The organism is Pedobacter sp. BG31 (assembly GCF_042464845.1).
GTDB classification, from domain to species: domain Bacteria; phylum Bacteroidota; class Bacteroidia; order Sphingobacteriales; family Sphingobacteriaceae; genus Pedobacter; species Pedobacter suwonensis.
Genome location: NZ_JBHNZK010000009.1, coordinates 61,661 through 78,889 on the forward strand (window position 1 = coordinate 61,661; position 17,229 = coordinate 78,889).

At 39.0% G+C, this 17,229-nt stretch carries 15 protein-coding genes; 8 read left to right on the forward strand and 7 right to left on the reverse strand.

Going from position 1 to position 17,229, the window contains the following annotated elements; genetic code table 11:
- The first annotated feature begins 58 nt into the window (after positions 1–58).
- The 5 genes from kdsA (at position 59) to ACFE6N_RS12755 (ending at position 5,657) form a co-directional block, all read left to right on the forward strand.
- A complete protein-coding gene (gene kdsA, locus ACFE6N_RS12735; RefSeq protein WP_378936980.1) occupies positions 59–874 on the forward strand; it encodes a 3-deoxy-8-phosphooctulonate synthase in 816 nt (271 codons plus the stop codon).
- Complete coding sequence (locus ACFE6N_RS12740; protein ID WP_378936982.1) at positions 871–1,590, forward strand: YqjF family protein; 720 nt, start codon at positions 871–873, stop codon at positions 1,588–1,590. The genes kdsA and ACFE6N_RS12740 overlap by 4 nt, the downstream gene beginning before the upstream one ends.
- Positions 1,591–1,927: 337 nt before the next feature.
- Positions 1,928–2,551, forward strand: coding sequence for a (2Fe-2S)-binding protein (locus ACFE6N_RS12745; RefSeq protein ID WP_378936984.1), 624 nt, complete (start codon positions 1,928–1,930; stop codon positions 2,549–2,551).
- On the forward strand, positions 2,548–3,531 hold the full coding sequence (locus ACFE6N_RS12750) for a xanthine dehydrogenase family protein subunit M (protein WP_090979061.1): 984 nt from the start codon (positions 2,548–2,550) through the stop codon (positions 3,529–3,531). Before ACFE6N_RS12745 ends, ACFE6N_RS12750 begins: the two co-directional genes overlap by 4 nt.
- A gap of 2 nt (positions 3,532–3,533) precedes the next feature.
- Complete coding sequence (locus ACFE6N_RS12755; RefSeq protein WP_378936986.1) at positions 3,534–5,657, forward strand: xanthine dehydrogenase family protein molybdopterin-binding subunit; 2,124 nt, start codon at positions 3,534–3,536, stop codon at positions 5,655–5,657.
- Positions 5,658–5,811: 154 nt separating this feature from the next.
- Here ACFE6N_RS12755 and ACFE6N_RS12760 read toward each other — a convergent pair whose 3' ends face one another.
- From ACFE6N_RS12760 to ACFE6N_RS12775, 4 genes are all read right to left on the reverse strand, one after another.
- Complete coding sequence (locus ACFE6N_RS12760) at positions 5,812–7,425, reverse strand: S8 family peptidase (protein ID WP_378936988.1); 1,614 nt, start codon at positions 7,423–7,425, stop codon at positions 5,812–5,814.
- 236 nt (positions 7,426–7,661) lie between these two features.
- Positions 7,662–8,258, reverse strand: a complete 597-nt coding sequence (locus ACFE6N_RS12765) for a DUF4142 domain-containing protein (protein ID WP_378936990.1) — start codon at positions 8,256–8,258, stop codon at positions 7,662–7,664.
- 71 nt (positions 8,259–8,329) lie between these two features.
- Positions 8,330–8,764 (reverse strand): GNAT family N-acetyltransferase, encoded by a 435-nt coding sequence (locus ACFE6N_RS12770; protein ID WP_378936992.1) that lies wholly within the window; start codon positions 8,762–8,764, stop codon positions 8,330–8,332.
- Positions 8,765–8,857: 93 nt separating this feature from the next.
- The gene (locus ACFE6N_RS12775; protein ID WP_378936994.1) at positions 8,858–9,349 is read right to left on the reverse strand and encodes a YajQ family cyclic di-GMP-binding protein; all 492 of its coding nucleotides are present in this window, start codon (positions 9,347–9,349) and stop codon (positions 8,858–8,860) included.
- A gap of 75 nt (positions 9,350–9,424) precedes the next feature.
- Here ACFE6N_RS12775 and ACFE6N_RS12780 point away from each other — a divergent pair, with 75 nt between their 5' ends.
- The 3 genes from ACFE6N_RS12780 (at position 9,425) to ACFE6N_RS12790 (ending at position 13,036) form a co-directional block, all read left to right on the forward strand.
- The gene (locus tag ACFE6N_RS12780; RefSeq protein WP_378936996.1) at positions 9,425–9,994 is read left to right on the forward strand and encodes a hypothetical protein; all 570 of its coding nucleotides are present in this window, start codon (positions 9,425–9,427) and stop codon (positions 9,992–9,994) included.
- A gap of 100 nt (positions 9,995–10,094) precedes the next feature.
- Entirely contained in the window at positions 10,095–12,155 is a 2,061-nt protein-coding gene (gene ppk1 / locus ACFE6N_RS12785) for a polyphosphate kinase 1 (protein ID WP_090979036.1), read from the forward strand.
- Entirely contained in the window at positions 12,155–13,036 is an 882-nt protein-coding gene (locus tag ACFE6N_RS12790; RefSeq protein WP_378936998.1) for an exopolyphosphatase, read from the forward strand. Before ppk1 ends, ACFE6N_RS12790 begins: the two co-directional genes overlap by 1 nt.
- 285 nt (positions 13,037–13,321) lie before the next feature.
- On the opposite strand, the gene pgl is transcribed toward ACFE6N_RS12790, so the two are convergent.
- The 3 genes from pgl to gndA form a co-directional block, all read right to left on the reverse strand.
- The gene (pgl, locus tag ACFE6N_RS12795) at positions 13,322–14,047 is read right to left on the reverse strand and encodes a 6-phosphogluconolactonase (protein WP_090979030.1); all 726 of its coding nucleotides are present in this window, start codon (positions 14,045–14,047) and stop codon (positions 13,322–13,324) included.
- 137 nt (positions 14,048–14,184) lie between these two features.
- On the reverse strand, positions 14,185–15,699 hold the full coding sequence (gene zwf / locus ACFE6N_RS12800; protein WP_378937000.1) for a glucose-6-phosphate dehydrogenase: 1,515 nt from the start codon (positions 15,697–15,699) through the stop codon (positions 14,185–14,187).
- A 28-nt stretch (positions 15,700–15,727) separates the two neighbouring features.
- Entirely contained in the window at positions 15,728–17,143 is a 1,416-nt protein-coding gene (gndA, locus tag ACFE6N_RS12805) for an NADP-dependent phosphogluconate dehydrogenase (protein ID WP_378937002.1), read from the reverse strand.
- Positions 17,144–17,229: the final 86 nt, after the last annotated feature.

The window sequence follows — 17,229 nt, forward strand, 5'->3', positions numbered from 1 at the left end:
TAAATCTGAGAGAAATCTCACATCTCACATCTCACATCCCACATCTCACATCTCAAACATGCTTAACTATTTAGATAAATTAAAAAATACAGATTCAGGTAATTTCTTTTTAATGGCGGGTCCATGCGCGATTGAAGGCGAAGATATCGCCATGAGAATTGCTGAAAAGATTATTACGGTTACCGATAAACTGCAGATTCCATATATTTTTAAGGGTTCGTACCGCAAGGCAAATAGAAGTAAAGGAAGTTCATTTACGGGCATTGGCGATGAAAAAGCGTTACGCATTTTAGAAAGAATCGGCAGAGAATTTGGTGTGCCAACCGTTACCGATATTCATGAAAGTGGTGAAGCCGCGATGGCTGCTGCGTATGTTGATGTATTGCAGATTCCGGCTTTTTTGTGTCGCCAAACCGATTTATTAGTTGCTGCTGCAGAAACGGGGAAAGTGGTAAATGTAAAAAAAGGCCAGTTTTTATCGGCTGGGTCAATGAAATTTGCGGTTGAAAAGGTAAAAGAGGCGGGCAACAATAAGGTCATCTTAACCGATCGTGGAAATACCTTTGGTTATCAGGATCTGATTGTAGATTATCGCGGTTTACCCGAAATGCAAAGTTTTGGTGTGCCTGTGGTAATGGATTGTACCCATAGTTTACAACAGCCTAATCAAAGCAGCGGAGTTACCGGTGGTAAACCCGAACTGATTTCAACTATTGCAAAAGCAGCCATTGCCGTTGGTGCTGATGGCTTATTTATCGAAACACATCCTGATCCTGCAAATGCCAAATCAGATGGAGCTAATATGCTTCATTTAGATTTGCTCGAAGAAAATTTAGTCAAATTAGTTCGTTTAAGACAAGCTGTTATATCATGACAGCTAAAAAAGGAGTTTTCTTAACTGCGGAATGGCGAAAGTTAGCACTTGCGCAATATGCGGTAGATGAGCAAATTCTTTTAAAGTATCTTCCTCCGCACACCGAATTAGATAGCTGGAATGGAAAGTATTATGTGAGCTTAGTGGGTTTTATGTTTATGAATGTAAAGTTACTTGGCTTTAATATTCCATTACATACAAATTTTGAGGTGGTTAACCTACGCTTCTATGTTCGGTATAAAGATGGTAAAGAATGGAAAAGAGGAGTTGTTTTTGTTAAAGAAATTGTTCCTTTGCCTGCAATCACATTTGTTGCCAATACCATTTATAACGAACAATATCAAACTTTACCTATGAAACATGCTTGGGTAGAACAGGAAAACCAGCTTGAGGTGGATTATCTCTGGAAAAGTGAAACATGGCATAATTTTCAGGTTATTGCCAATGCTAAGGCAGAAGAAATTGCACCTGGTAGCGAAGAAGAATTTATTACCGAACATTACTGGGGATACACAAAAATTGGCCGCAATAAAACCTCTGAATATGGGGTAGAACATCCGCGCTGGCAAGTTTATCCTATAAAAAGTTATAAAATCAACGTCAATTTTGGGATAAACTATGGTAATGATTTTGCTTTCTTAAACCATGTCGAGCCAGATTCTGTTTTCCTGGCAGAAGGATCAGAAATCAGGGTACTTAAAGGAAAACGATTTTAGACGGAATTATCATCATTCAGGTTAAACGCAATGATCATGACTATTCTGAATTTGATTTTTTTTCCCGTTAAATCAAAATCATTCTAATTTTTTTAACCAGGTAGAAAGGCAATAATTGTAGTACAAAAGTTCGAACAATTTTTGAAATTGTTGGTTTTATGTATGTTGGCATCAAAGTCGGGGCGTAACTTTTCTTTTACCTATCAATTTTAAGGGAATTAGCTTTAGTTTTTATTTTAAATTTAGAGATGGAAATACCGGAAAGACGGTTAATTTTTATCGAAGAATTGATAATAATGAAGATTCTGGTAACGCAACCATTTATAAACATCCAACTATGAAATCTTCTGAACAGAAACCAAATCAGGGTGATAGCAGGCGCGATTTTCTTAAAAAGACCTCAGTAATTACGGCCATTGCACTAACGCCTGGTACTGCAATTAAAGCAGCAGAAAATAATGCCGATGAACGTTTTGCCGAACTTTTTGAGAAAATACCCTTAAAGCTTACGGTAAACAATAAAGCTTATCAAACAACGGTAGAACCCCGGGTAACCCTTTTAGATTATCTGCGTGAAGAATTACACTTAACGGGGACTAAAAAAGGATGTGATCATGGCCAGTGTGGCGCCTGTACTGTTCATGTAGATGGACAAAGGGTAAACGCTTGCCTCAGCTTAGCAGTGATGAATGAGGGAAAGAAAATAACCACGATTGAAGGTTTGGCAAATGGCGATACTTTACATCCGATGCAGGCTGCTTTTATCAAACATGACGGTTTTCAATGCGGTTACTGTACACCAGGGCAGATCATGTCGGCAGTAGCCTGTGTTCGTGAAGGCCATGCCAATTCAAGGGCTGAAATAAGCGAATACATGAGCGGAAATATCTGCAGGTGTGGTGCTTATCCAAACATAGTTGATGCAATTATTGAAGTGAAAGAAGGAGGTGAGACCATATGATCAATTTTCAATACCTCAGAACAACCACAGCAAAATCAGCCATTGCTTTATTGGGTAAAGATAAAAATGCCAAATTCCTGGCAGGTGGTACCAATTTAATCGATTTGATGAAAAGAGGTGTTACCGCACCGGAAAAACTTATTGATATCAACCACGTACCGCTGAAACAAATCAGGCAGATCGGGAATAAAATCCATATCGGTGCTTTGGCTTCGAACACGGCAGTTGCAGATCATCCCCTGATTAAAGAGAAACTGCCTTTACTTTCCCGGGCTTTACAAGCCGGCGCATCAGCGCAACTCAGAAATGTGGCTACGGTTGGCGGGAACATGATGCAGCGTACGCGCTGTGGGTATTTTTACGATATCGAAATGCCTTGTAATAAACGCCAGCCGGGTACGGGATGTGGAGCAATGGAAGGTTTTAACCGCATGCATGCTATTTTCGGAACTTCAGAAAAATGCATTGCTGTTCATCCGAGCGATATGTGTGTAGCCTTAATTGCCTTAGACGCTGAAGTGATATTGGCCAATGCAAAAGGAGAACGCAAACTATCATTTAAAGATTTTCATCGCTTAGCCGGAGATACACCACAGTTAGACAACAACTTAAAGGCCGATGAAATGATTATAGGTTTGGAAATCCCTACAAACAACTTGGCCAAAAATTACCATTATCTAAAAGTCAGGGATAGGGCTTCTTATGCTTTTGCACTGGTATCAGTAGCGGCAGCTTTTGAAATCGTCAATAATAAAATTACTGATGTTCGGCTGGCCATGGGCGGCGTGGCACATAAACCCTGGCGTTTAACCGCATCTGAGATTTTCTTAAAAGGAAAAGAAGCCAGCTTAACCAATTTTGAGCAGGCTGCGCAACTGGCCATGAAAGATGCAAAAAGCTTTGGAGGAAACGACTTCAAGCTAAAACTTGCACCCAATACAATTATTGAGGCCTTAAACCTAGCAAAATCAAAAGCCTAGTTATGGAAAAGAATATGCTAAAAGATAAAAACGACAGAGTAGACGGTTTCTTGAAAGTGACCGGGAAAGCCAAATATTTTGCTGAATATGATTTACCTGGTTTAACCTACGGTGTATTGGTAACCAGTACCATTACTAAAGGGAAAATAACCGCACTTGATACGAGAGCTGCCGAAAAAGCTCCGGGAGTGGTGGCGGTGATTTCGCACCTGAATAAGCCCTCGGCGGCCGCTTACGAACAGGAGGGTGGGCCACAGATGAAGATTTTTTATACCGATAAGATTTTCTATAACGGACAACCCATAGCTATTGTGGTGGCCAATACTTTTGAAAGGGCAACTTATGCTGCATCATTAGTTAAGGCAACCTATACTAAAGAGACTTTTAATACTGATTTTGAAAAAGCGCTGAAAGATCCGAAAGCTAAAAAGCTACAGGGGCAGGCCGACTATAAACGTGGTGAAGAAAATGCTTATAAAACTGCAGAGGTAAAGCTCGAAGAAAGGTACTTTCTTCCAATTGAGACGCATAATCCAATGGAATTACATGGGATTATTGCCGATTGGAGACCAAATAGCCAGCTTACCGTTTATGCCAAAACACAAGGCGTAAAAGCTACGCAGGGAACTATCGCGAATGTTTTTAAAATCCCAATGGAAAATATCCAGGTGAACTCGGAGTTTGTGGGCGGTGGTTTTGGGATGGCCTTACGCACATGGCCATTGGAGATCGCAACAATAATGGCTTCTAAACACATTGGCAAACCTGTAAAACTGGTTGTTACCAGAATGCAGATGTTTACGATGGTAGGTAATCGGCCAGCGGCCATACAAACCATTGGTTTGGGTGCAAATAAGGATGGCAAGCTAACGGGCATTACGCATAGGGCTTATGGTGAAACTTCTGCTTATGAGAACTTTACCGAAGGTGTAGTGAACATGGCGAAGTTTATGTACCAATGCGATAATGTAAATACTTCTTATGTTATTGTTCCGGTTGATTTGGGCGTGCCGATATGGATGCGGGGACCAGGGGAAGCCACCGGAGCTTTTGCGCTCGAAAGCGCGATTGATGAGATGGCGCATGCCCTAGACATGGATCCATTGGAATTTAGAATTAAAAATGATCCTGAAACCGATCAACAAAAAAACAAGCCTTTTTCCAGCAAGAATATTAAAGAGGCCTATAAAATCGGAGCTGAGAAGATTGGCTGGCGCAACCGAAAAAACAAACCGGGTAGTATAGTTGAAGGGGCATGGCAAACCGGTTACGGGGTAAGTGTTGGTGTATTTAATGCCAATAGGGGAAAAGCCAGCGCAAAAGGCATTTTAAAAGCTGATGGATCGCTTCTTTTACAAAGTGCAACAAGTGACATTGGTCCTGGTACAGGAACCGGTATGACTTTAATTGCCAGTAAACTGATGGGTATTCCTGTAGATAAAATCACTTTCGAATTAGGTGATTCATCTTTACCGCCAGCGCCAAGTCAGGGCGGTTCGGCCACACTATCTACCGTAGGCTCGGCAGTGAATGATGTTTGTGTAGCCTTAAAATCTACCATTGCCGAACTCGCAGCAAATTCAAATATGGATGCAACGTCTAATTTTGTTGAGGTTTTGAAAAAGAATAATCTGCCGCAAATAGAAATAACAAAAGAGAGTCAGGGCGGTAAGGAAAGAGATAATTACTCAATGTATTCGTTCTCCATTCACTTTGTACAGGTAAAAGTAAATAACCTTACGGGAGTGGTAAAAATAAGTAAAATTGTTTCTGTAGGTGATTCAGGAACCATTGTGAGTCCGAAAACCGCCAGAAGCCAGATGGTGGGCGGCGCAGTTGGCGGTATAGGAATGGCTTTAACAGAAGAATCAATAATCGATCACCGTTATGGAAGATACATCAATAACAACTTTGCTGATTACCACGTTCCTGTGAACGCTGATGTACCGGAAATCGATGTTAATTTCATCAATAAGCCTGATCCTTACATTAACCCTATGGGTGCAAAAGGTATGGGTGAAATTGCTTTGATCGGCTTTTCTGCTGCAGTAGCCAATGCCGTTTTTAATGCTACAGGAAAGAGGATCAGAACATTACCCATCACACCTGATAAGATATTGGCTTAACACAAGAGAAGTCAAGTTTTCAAAACCTGACTTCTCTAAACACACGAAACAAAAAATGCGTCCAGATTTTACATTGGGACGCATTTTTATTTTTCTGTTAAGGAAAACAGCTTGAAGATCCTTTGCTTTCGCTCAGAATGACAATCTGAAAAAATTACTTAGCAACTGACTTACCTGAATAAGTTGCTGCTAATTTTAATGCATTGTAAGCATTTACAATTCCGCCGCTGATACAAAGATCAGAAAAAGGAACAGAAACTTTTTCGGCATCAGGACCTTCGCCTTTTGCGTATTCTACATTGTGGTTTACTTTGGTAACCGATTTAACGATAATTTCTTTCACCTGCGCTGCCGTTAATTTTGGATAATAAGAACGGATTAAGCCAGCCAGGCCAGCCACAACCGGAGAGGCCATACTGGTTCCATCCAAGCTTTTGTATTTAGAACCTGGTACGGTAGAATAAATCTGCACACCTGGCGCGAAAACATCAACCTGGTTTTTACCATAGTTCGAGAAACTGGCTTTCAAAGTTTCATCATCTTTAGGACCTGAAGCACCAACGGTAATCCATGATGCAATAGTTTTCTCATCTAAATCCTTGTGGTTAGGGAAATTATTTTCAACATCAATATTTTTGTTCTCGTTACCTGCAGCCTGAACAATCAATACATCTTTAGATGCCGCATATTTCATTGCTTCGTTAACAACTGCTTTATTCCAGCTATAAGCTTTACCAAAACTCATGTTGATTACTTTAGCGCCATTATCAACTGCATAGCGGATCGCATTTGCTACATCTTTATCCCTTTCATCACCGTTTGGCGTACAACGCACGCCCATAATGGCTACGTTATCGGCTACACCTAAAATTCCAATTTTGTTGGTTCTATCTGCTGCAATAATACCTGCTACGTGTGTACCGTGCATCGCATCAGGGCCTGCAACATCGTTATTCCCATAAAACCGTTCTTTATCATTATTTGGATCATCGCCAACTATTGAACGTGGATCATAATCAAGATTTAAGTTATATTCGGCCTGGCGCGTATAATAATCCAATCCTTCTTTAATCTGGTCTTCGTAAAAATCTTTAAAACTGCCTTTTTCCAGTTGTTGGATCAATATTCCCTGGATACGACCTTCAATCGCTGTAGATGGCTTAAAGTTTTTAAAATCTTCTGCTGTTGGATTTTCTTTACCAATTTTCTGTACTACAGCATCTAACGCTGTTTTAAAACCAGTAATACCCGCTAAATTTTCTTTTGCTTCGGCCAGTTTTTGCTCCAACTCGGACCTTTCTGCTTTAAATGCTTCAAAATCCTTTTTATCCTTTTCTGCTACATTTGTATCTGTAGTATTGGCAAAGCGTGCCTGATCCCGACGAACTAAACGGGTCAGTTCTAAGGTTTCAAAATTTACAGATCCCTTTGGTCCTCCAATAAAATTCCAGCCGTTAATATCGTCGATGTAGCCATTTTTATCATCATCTTTACCGTTGCCGGGTTTCTCTTTGGTATTTACCCACATAATCCGTTTCAGATCCTCGTGTGTAGCTTCTACACCACCATCATTTACAGCCACGATAACTTTTACGGATTTTTTACCCTTTAAAAGTTCTTTATATGCTTTCTCCGTACTGATTCCGAATGTGCTATCGCTTTTTAGGTCGAGGTTTTGCCAATTGGCTTTTTGCGCATGAGCCAAAGTTGGTACTGCACTAACAATTGCAATACCCAACAATGTTCTAAAAATTCTACTCTTGTTCATTTATATATTTTTGTATTAAACGGCGAAAGTTAATTTTAATTTTTTGTTGAAAGAAATTGTGTTTAAATTAAATTGATATTGATGTGCTTTTATAACAATTAAGACCGATAATAATGAAAAAAGTCGTCGTTCCGGACCAGTTTCTACGGAATGGAGAAATCTATCTGAAAAGATTTCCCGACTTCGTTATATCAGGTTCGAAACGACGACTAGTTGATATAGGATAACTTGATAACCTATTTTAAGCCTGCGGCAATTTTCTGAGCCATCTCGTTATGCGATTCGATTACTTTTAAAGTATTCGCAGCCCATTCTTTAATACTTTGATCGCGGTTTTCAGTACCTTTTTTGAATAGTGCTACCGTCTTTTCGTGATCGGTAACCATCATATCCATATAGTGTTTATCAAACGCCGCACCAGTCATTTTTTTCATACCATCTAAATGAATCTGTTCATCAGCTGGTAAGGCATCAGGGGTAATTACTTTTTTACTTACAGCCAATGCTTTTAATTCTGCATTGGCTTTTTCATGGTCGGCAAGCATTTTAGCCGCAAACTCTTTCACCTCTGCACTTTTAGCATTCTGGGCTGCAATCTTGGCCGCTTCAACTTCCATAATACCGCCAACGGCCGCTTTTCTTAAAAAAGTAGCACCTGCTTCATCCACTCCAGATTCAGTACTTTCTGATCCGGCAACGTGATTACCGTTTACCATAGTGGTGTCGCCAGCAACGCTGTCTTTAGTAGTTGCTGATTTTTTATCTGCAGTTTGGCAGGCCTCAAAAGAAAGTGCCAGGGCAAAAGCTGTCGACAATAGAAATATCTTTTTCATGTTTTCTCAATGTTTAATATGTATGAGAAACAAGATACTCGAAAAAAGGTTTTTGATATCTCTTCTGGCCCTTAACGATATGGATTTTGAATCACAATGCCCATTTGCCTTTCGGGATTTTGAATAGCTGAAAACCCAAATTGTTCATAGAGGCCATGGGCGTCTAACGTAGCCAATTGGTAACGCCTCAGGCCCTGCAAATCCGGATGGAAAATCATAAATGACATCATTTTTTTTGACAAGCCCAACCCACGGTAATTCTCGTTTATGTAAACATCGCAAAGCCAGGCAAATGTTGCTTTATCGGTTACCCAACGGGCAAAACCTACCTGCACATGATCTTTATAAATACCAAAACATAATGAATTTTCTATGGATCGTTTTACGGTAGCTATAGGAATGCCTTTCGCCCAATAGGATTCGACACTTAAATACTGATGGATAGCTTCGAGATCTAAGCGTTCTTTTTGATCAGAAAATATAAAACCGTTTTCGCTGATTTCCATAATTGATATCGGTTAATTGTTTAAATTTGGTTAACCATTTAATTGTCTGATTATTATTAACAATTGACCGATTTTAACAGTTAACCAGTTAAACTAATTACGCATATTGATAAACTGTAATGGCTGATCAAAATCTTCGTTTCTGCAAAGACTGATAACAGCTTGTAAATCATCAATTTTTTTGGCCGTAACCCTAACCTGATCATCCATAATGGCAGGCTGAACTTTTAACCCGCTGGCTTTGATTTTGGCTACCACTTTTTTCGCCGCTTCTTTATCCAATCCCTCTTTGATGCTGATTTCTTTTCTGATCATGTTACCTGAGGCATGGTGTTCATCGCCGAAATTTAAACTTTTTGGATCCAAATTCTGCTTCATCATCCGGGAAATAATAGATCCTTCAATAGCTTTCAAACGCATATCGTCTTCAGTCACAATGGTTATCACATTTGTTTTTTTATCCAGATCGATTGTGCTTTTTGATCCGTTAAAGTCGAATCGGTTCAGTATTTCTTTTTTAGCATTGTTAATGGCATTGTCTAATGTCTGCGCATCAACTTTACTTACAATATCAAAAGAAGGCATGGTTTTAGCTTTAAAGTAAAAAAATAAGTAGATTTAATAGAAATTAATCCATTCTCACAAAAAAACGAAAATAATATGAAAACCCCTAAGCCGAAGTCTCAAAAAAAGATTATAAAAAAAGAAGCCAAAAAACAGCTTGAACAGTCTATTACTACTCAATTTTTAGATGTGATTAAAAGTTTAGGTCATGATGTATCTGAAATCAGTACGGAGGTGGGTAAAGCAAGTAAGCGGGTGGCTAGAAAATTAACCAAAAAATTTACCATTGTTAAGTCTGATGTGGGTCAAAAAATTGATGGTTTGTTGCATGCTTCGCAAGAAAAAGCAAAAGAAATAAAAAAACCTGTTGCCAAAGCGGTAAGTAAATCTGAAAAATCTGCTGAAAAAGTGGTTAAAAAAGCTATAGCTAAAGCAAAACCGGTGGTACAAAGTGTTAAAGTTGCCGCAATAGAGACCGAAGAGAAGGCCGAAAAGGTATTGGCAAAGCCATTGAATAAGTCAAAAACGACTGTAAATGAAACAGTTAAAACAACCAAAAAAGCAGCGGATAAGGCACCGGAAAAAACACCTGAAACGCTGAACAAAACAGCTGCTAAAGACAGTTCTGAAGCAAAGAAAAATGTAAAAACACCAACCAAGAAATAAATTTGTTAACGTTAACATGCAAATGAATTAACATCGATTTAACAAAATAATTTGCAGTTTTGAACATCCCTGTTTTGGCAGGGATTTTTTATTTTTTTAGATGAGCAATAAGAAGATTCCATTTTTTAACCGCGAAATCAGTTGGCTTTACTTTAATGAACGCGTACTGCAGGAAGCAGCCGATGAAACAGTTCCGCTGATTGAACGGATTAAATTTTTATCTATATATTCTTCCAATTTAGAAGAGTTTTATCGGGTTAGGGTGGCCACTATTAGCCGGCTCACCAATCTGAACGATAAAGCCAAAGCACTTTTAGGATTTAACCCGAAAAAAATTCTGAATGAGATTAAAAATATTGTTGTTAAACAGGAAAGAAAATTCGACCAGCTGTTTCAGGCTACTTTAATTAACGAACTTGCTCAAAACAGGATTTTTATTTTAAACGACACACAGCTAAATGTAAGCAGGGGAGAATTTGTTAAAAATCATTTCAGGGATAAAATTTTATCCAACCTGGTTCCGATCATGCTTGATATGGATAAACCTTTTCCGGAATTGAAAGACCGGTACCTTTACTTTTTTGTCAAACTTTCTAAAAAAGATACAAAAGTTAAAGAGAAATATGCACTTATTGAAATTCCGCCCAATTTACCCCGGTTTTTGGTACTGCCCGAAACAAACGATTTAAAGTTTATTATTCTTGCCGAAGACATCATCAGATATTGTTTAGACGATATTTTTTATGTTTTCACTTACGATAATCTGGAAGCTTACTCCATTCAGTTGACGCGCGATGCTGAATTGGATATTGATAAAAACATTAGTGACAAGTTTATTGATGATTTAAAAAACAGCTTAGAGAAACGAAAAAAAGGAAAGCCGATGCGCTTGCTTTACGATTCGGCCATGCCACTGAATATGCTTACCGTGTTGGTAAACAAGCTTAAACTGGAAGCCGAAAGTTTGATTCCGGGTAACCGCTACCATAAATTCGGCGACTTTATTGCTTTCCCGAATGTGGGCAAAAAGGAATTGGAGTATGCACCAAATGTACCGTTAAAGGTTCATGATCTGCATAGAACGCAAAGTATGTTCAATAAAGTTGCACAGCGTGATTATTTGGTCAATTTACCCTATCAATCGTACGATTATATTATTTTGTTCTTACGTGAAGCTGCCATTGATCCGAAAGTAACGGAAATACAAATCACCCTATATCGTTTAGCCGAAAACTCAAAAGTAATCAACGCCTTAATCAATGCCGCTAAAAATGGCAAAAACGTGTCTGTTCTGTTAGAACTTAAAGCTCGTTTTGATGAACAGGCCAATATCTACTGGACAAGCCGGTTAATGGAAGAGGGTGTTAAAGTAAATTATGGTTTAACAGATTATAAGGTACATTCTAAAATCTGTTTGGTTAAACGGATAGAAAAAGATAAAGCGGTATACTATGCGAACCTGGCAACAGGGAATTTCAATGAAAAAACCGCAGGTTTATATTGCGATCATAGCATTTTCACCGCCAGGAAAGAGATCACCAATGATCTGGTTAAACTTTTTGATGCGCTAAATAAGCGTACCGTAACCAAAGGTTTCAAGCATTTGATTGTTTCTCCGTTGGAGAGCCGTTCTAAACTGGTTAATTTTATCAACCGCGAAATCAGAAATGCCAAACAAGGTAAACTTGCTTATATCATGTTAAAAGTAAACAGTTTGGCCGATGAAGGCATTATATCAAAACTTTATGATGCGAGCAATGCCGGGGTTAAAATCCAGCTTATTATCCGTGGGATTTGTTGCCTGGTACCAGGAGTAAAGGGGTTTAGTGAAAATATTACTGCGGTTAGTATTATCGATAAGTTTTTGGAGCATGCAAGGGTATATATTTTTGGAAACAACGGCAAAAACGACATGTATTTATCATCTGCAGATTTAATGAGCAGAAACTTTGAACATCGTGTTGAGGTTGGCTTTCCGGTGCTGGATCATGATATTAAACAGGAAATACAAGATATCATTGATCTGCAGCTGCAAGATAATACCAAATCAAGACAAATAAATGCCACTAACAGCAATAAATATCATAAAAACAGATTAAGTAAAAAAATAAGGGCGCAGGTGGATATTTATAACTATTTAAAAACCAAGCATCAATCATAATGTTAAGATACGCAGCTATCGATATCGGATCTAACGCGGTGAGGTTACTCATTGCCGATATCAGCAAACAAGACGGAAAATATAAATATAAAAAGAATACGCTTATACGTGTGCCCCTACGATTGGGCGATGATGCATTTCTGGACCAACATATTTCGGAGAAAAAATCAGCCGATCTGGTAAAAACCATGATTGCTTTTAAAAACCTGATGGATGTTTACCATGTTTCTGAATACCTGGCCTGTGCAACCTCTGCCATGCGCGAGGCCCAAAATGGTGAAGATATTGTTAAACTGATTAAAAAAGAAGCAGACATTACTCTAGAAATTATTGAGGGACAACGCGAAGCCAATATCATATACGCCAACCACATTGAAGAAGCATTAGACGAAAATAAAAATTACCTGTATATTGATGTGGGCGGCGGTAGTACCGAGTTATCTGTTTTTGTAAAGGGTGTGCCGGAGGCATCGAGATCATTTAATATCGGTACGATCAGAATGCTTGATAACCAGGATAAGGAAGAAACCTGGGAAGAGATGAAAGATTGGGTTAAGGAGCATACCAAAACCTATAAACATTTAGCAGGCATAGGTACAGGTGGCAATATCAATAAATTGTTCCGCATGTCTGATGAAAAGGAAAATGCACCTTTATCATTGCAGAAACTGAATTCGATGTATAATAAATTAACCAGTTATTCACTGAAAGAAAGGATTCATGTATTGGGTTTAAATCCCGATCGTGCAGATGTGATTATCCCGGCCTGCGAGATTTATTTAACCTTAATGAAGTGGACAGGTATAAAACAGATCTATGTACCTAAGGTGGGTATGGCTGATGGTATTATTAAATTGCTGATTGAAGAGAAGTTGGATTAGGTAACCAGGGCGTCAGATGTTTCCGTCTGATACCCTGACCAATATGGTTTAAGAACTGTCGGATGGTAACATCCGACAGCCCATTCAAAACTGATTTGTTCCCTTCCGTGGTGTCAGATGTTGCCATCTGACACTCAGACGATTCTGGCTTATACATTCGGATGGTAACATCCGACTTCACATTTAAACGCTAATTTTTCGATCTGTGGTGTCAGATGTTACCAGCTGACATTCAGAAAATCCTGTCTTATACATTCAGATGGTAACATCCGAATGCACATTTCATTAATCTTCCAGCAACTTAGTCGCAGCTACATCTACAAACCAGGTTAATTTACCGTCAATCGGATCGATTAGCTGAGAGGGATACAGATCAGGATTTTTTTCTGTATCGCCAATTACATGTTTAAGTGCTTCGGCTTTATTCTCTCCAAAAACGAGAAAAGCAACATTATCTGCTTTATTAATTAATGGTGCAGTAAAACTAATGCGATAAGTATCTAGTTTTTCCACATACACAGCTGCTACATTCACTTCTTCATCCTTCACCAATGTAGTGTGCGGAAAAATCGAAGCGGTATGCGCGTCATCGCCCATGCCTAGCAGGATTAAATCGAAAACAATGTCTTCGCCATTAAAATGCTGATCAATTGCTTTTTTATATTCAATAGCCGCTTTTTCCGGTGCCAAAGTAGTATCTACATAAAAAATATGATCCTCTTTAATACCCAACGGATCTAAAATAGTTTTCTTGGCCATTAATCCATTGTAGTTATCATCACTGGCCGGAACGTTGCGCTCATCGCCAAAGAAAAAATATACTTTTTCCCAATCGATCCTGTGCTGCCCCTCTGTAGCCAGAAGATGATAAAGCGCTTTAGGAGAACTACCGCCTGTAAGTACGAAATTAAAACGATCGTTTTCTTCGATAGACATTTCTGCAATTTTGATTACATAATCTGCCAGATCCTGGTTTAGTTCTTCTAATGTTTTATATATGAGTAGATTCATTTTATCAATAATAAAGTCGTCATGCTGATCCGATAGCTATCGGATTTATTTCAGCATCTATCCCAAAAAGGCCCTGAACTAAATTACCTTCGGTGAACTCGCCAAAGCTCGGTTCAGGGTGACGTGCCGTGGATAAATTATTCCTTATTCTTTAATGGCAGGTTAAACCAGTGGAAACCATCTCTTGCAATAAGTGCTTCAGCTTCTTCAGGTCCCCAGCTATCAGCAGGGTAGTTAGGGAAGTTGATCGACTTCTTGCTTTCCCAGGTATTTAAAATCGGCATCACCAGTTCCCAGGCTGCCTCTACCTGATCGCCTCGCATAAACAGGGTTTGATCGCCCATCATGGCATCCAATAACAAGGTTTCGTAAGCTTCCGGTGTATCACCCTCGTAAGTGCCTTTATAATCAAATACCATATCAACAGGATTCAATACCATGTCTAATCCAGGTCTTTTGGCCTGCACCTGCATGCGGATACTCATTTCCGGCTGGATGCTGATCACCAACCTGTTTTGCTGCCAATTTTCAGTTACATCTGAAGAGAAAATCTGATGTGGCACATCTCTAAACTGGATCGTTATTAATGATGAAGTTTGGTTTAAGCGTTTTCCTGTTCTTAAATAGAAAGGGATACCCTGCCATCTCCAGTTATCGATATGGAATTTAACTGCCGCAAAAGTTTCGGTATTGGAGTGCGGATCAACACCTTTTTCCTGACGGTAGCCGGGAACTTCCTTGCCTTCAACCCAACCTTTGCTATACTGGCCACGAACTGTATGAAAACGGATATCTTCAGCAGAAAAAGGACGCATTGCTTTTAATACCTCTACCTTGCGGTTTCTGATTTCATCGGCATCAAAATTAATTGGTGCTTCCATTCCAACTAAACAGAGCAATTGTAACAGGTGGTTTTGGATCATGTCCCTTAAAGCACCCGAACCTTCGTAATAACCTCCACGATCGCCCACACCTAACTGTTCGGTTACTGAAATCTGGACATGATCGATATAAGATCTGTTCCATAATGGTTCGAACAAAGCATTGGCAAAACGGAAAGCCATCATGTTTTGCACGGTTTCTTTGCCCAGATAATGATCGATACGATAAATCTGTTTTTCGGTAAAAATGGTGCTTAACAATGCGTTTAACTCTTTTGCTGATTCTAAATCATGGCCAAAAGGTTTTTCGATAACGATGCGGCTATTATCTTCATCTTGCGTTAATTTATATTTCTGCAAACACTCCGCGATAATAGGGAAGAAATTAGGCGCCACTGCCAGATAGTAAATGACCTGGGTACCAGCACCAAACTCTTTTTGATATTTTTCTACGGCAGCTTTTAGATTTTCAAAAGTTTTCGGTTCAGCAAAATCGGTAGGGCAATAATGGATCGTATTTCCGAAATCTTCCCATTTGTCTTTTTTAACTTTCCCGCTACGAGAAAAGTCATTTACCGCTTCTTCCAATGCAGTTTTATAACTGTCATCGGTAAATTCTGTTCTTCCGGTACCTATAATGGCAAATTTTTCAGGCATATAGCCCTCCATAAACAGGTTATATAGCGCTGGTGCTAATTTTCTTTTATTTAAATCGCCTGTTCCACCAAATATTACAAAAATGGTAGGGTTTAATGCGGTTTTGGCTTTCATCTTATATTTTGTTCGTGTGTCTATTAGGTTAAGATAATTTATTCCAATCGGCATGGAAAACGCCATCTTTATCAATACGCTCAAAAGTGTGCGCACCAAAGAAATCCCGTTGTGCCTGGATTAAATTTGAAGGCATTCTGCCGGTAGTAATAGTATCAAAGTAGGTTAGGGTAGATGCAAAAGCAGGGATGCCTAAACCAGCATTTATGCTGGCACAAATTGTATTACGGGTACCCTTTAAAGTATCTTTAATGATATTTTGAATACCTGCATCACTGAATAAATGTTCCAGAGCATTGTTTTTATCATAAGCCTGATAAATATCTTCCAAGAATTTAGCCCGGATGATACAGCCACCACGCCAGATTTTGGCAATTTCCTGCAACTGTAAATCGTACTGATATTCTTTTGATGCCTGCACCAACAAATGCATCCCTTGCGCATAAGCACTGATCATTGAAAAGTAAAATGCATCTTCCAGCTCCTCAACGGTAACCGCAATTTTGGTATCATTTTTACCAAATGCTTCTTCTAAAGAAACCCTTAAGGCTTTAAACTTAGATAAATCGCGGTTAGAAACAGCTTCATTAATGGTTGGTATAGGTAACTGAAGTTCCATTGAAACTTCCGAAGTCCACTTTCCGGTGCCTTTTGAACGCGCTTCATCTTTAATCTGGTCTAGCAGGTCATTCTTTGTCTCTGTATCTTTAAACAAGAAGATCTCAGCAGTAATTTCCAATAAGAATGATTGCAATCTGCCTTCGTTCCACTTTTTAAATACTTTATAAATTTCTTCATTGGAATAACCTAAGCCATTTTTAAGGATGCCATAAACTTCTGCAATAAGCTCCATAATCGCGTATTCGATACCATTGTGTACCATTTTAACAAAGTGGCCTGAAGCACCCGGGCCAATGTAGGTAACGCAGGGATCGGTACCTACTTTAGCAGCTACAGCTTCAAAAACATCCTTAACCACATTATATGCTTGTTTATCGCCGCCCGGCATCATACTCGGACCGAAACGTGCACCTTCTTCACCACCAGAAATACCCATTCCGAAGAAATGTAAGCCATCTTTCTCTAACTCATCAACACGGCGGTTGGTATCGGTAAAATGTGAATTTCCGCTATCGATGATGATGTCTCCCTTGCTTAAAAGCGGTTTTAATTCGGCAATAACGCTATCTACAATCGGGCCTGCAGGTACCAATAAAATCAGGGTACGCGGGGTTTGTAAACTAGAGATAAAGCTTTCAATATCATTAAAGCCTTCCAGCTGATGTGCTTTACCTTCTTCTTCAAGTTTAGCAATCATTTTGCTATCTTTATCATACCCCGTTACGGAAAAGCCTTTATCAGCCATGTTTAACAACAGGTTTCGGCCCATTGTGCCTAAACCGATCATTCCCAACTTATATTTTTCAGAATCGTTATTTGCCATTTTTTGTGTTTTAGAATATACCCAAAATTAGGGTTTACAAATTAATATCGGACTTATTGTTGTTAAAAGATTGTAATAAAAGGTTA

Bases quoted from the DNA above. Each gene is read 5' to 3' on its own strand.
- kdsA (WP_378936980.1), top strand. From the start codon at position 59: ATGCTTAACTATTTAGATAAATTAAAAAATACAGATTCAGGTAATTTC.
- ACFE6N_RS12740 (WP_378936982.1), top strand. From the start codon at position 871: ATGACAGCTAAAAAAGGAGTTTTCTTAACTGCGGAATGGCGAAAGTTA.
- ACFE6N_RS12745 (WP_378936984.1), top strand. From the start codon at position 1,928: ATGAAATCTTCTGAACAGAAACCAAATCAGGGTGATAGCAGGCGCGAT.
- ACFE6N_RS12750 (WP_090979061.1), top strand. From the start codon at position 2,548: ATGATCAATTTTCAATACCTCAGAACAACCACAGCAAAATCAGCCATT.
- ACFE6N_RS12755 (WP_378936986.1), top strand. From the start codon at position 3,534: ATGGAAAAGAATATGCTAAAAGATAAAAACGACAGAGTAGACGGTTTC.
- ACFE6N_RS12760 (WP_378936988.1), bottom strand. From the start codon at position 7,425: ATGAACAAGAGTAGAATTTTTAGAACATTGTTGGGTATTGCAATTGTT.
- ACFE6N_RS12765 (WP_378936990.1), bottom strand. From the start codon at position 8,258: ATGAAAAAGATATTTCTATTGTCGACAGCTTTTGCCCTGGCACTTTCT.
- ACFE6N_RS12770 (WP_378936992.1), bottom strand. From the start codon at position 8,764: ATGGAAATCAGCGAAAACGGTTTTATATTTTCTGATCAAAAAGAACGC.
- ACFE6N_RS12775 (WP_378936994.1), bottom strand. From the start codon at position 9,349: ATGCCTTCTTTTGATATTGTAAGTAAAGTTGATGCGCAGACATTAGAC.
- ACFE6N_RS12780 (WP_378936996.1), top strand. From the start codon at position 9,425: ATGAAAACCCCTAAGCCGAAGTCTCAAAAAAAGATTATAAAAAAAGAA.
- ppk1 (WP_090979036.1), top strand. From the start codon at position 10,095: ATGAGCAATAAGAAGATTCCATTTTTTAACCGCGAAATCAGTTGGCTT.
- ACFE6N_RS12790 (WP_378936998.1), top strand. From the start codon at position 12,155: ATGTTAAGATACGCAGCTATCGATATCGGATCTAACGCGGTGAGGTTA.
- pgl (WP_090979030.1), bottom strand. From the start codon at position 14,047: ATGAATCTACTCATATATAAAACATTAGAAGAACTAAACCAGGATCTG.
- zwf (WP_378937000.1), bottom strand. From the start codon at position 15,699: ATGAAAGCCAAAACCGCATTAAACCCTACCATTTTTGTAATATTTGGT.
- gndA (WP_378937002.1), bottom strand. From the start codon at position 17,143: ATGGCAAATAACGATTCTGAAAAATATAAGTTGGGAATGATCGGTTTA.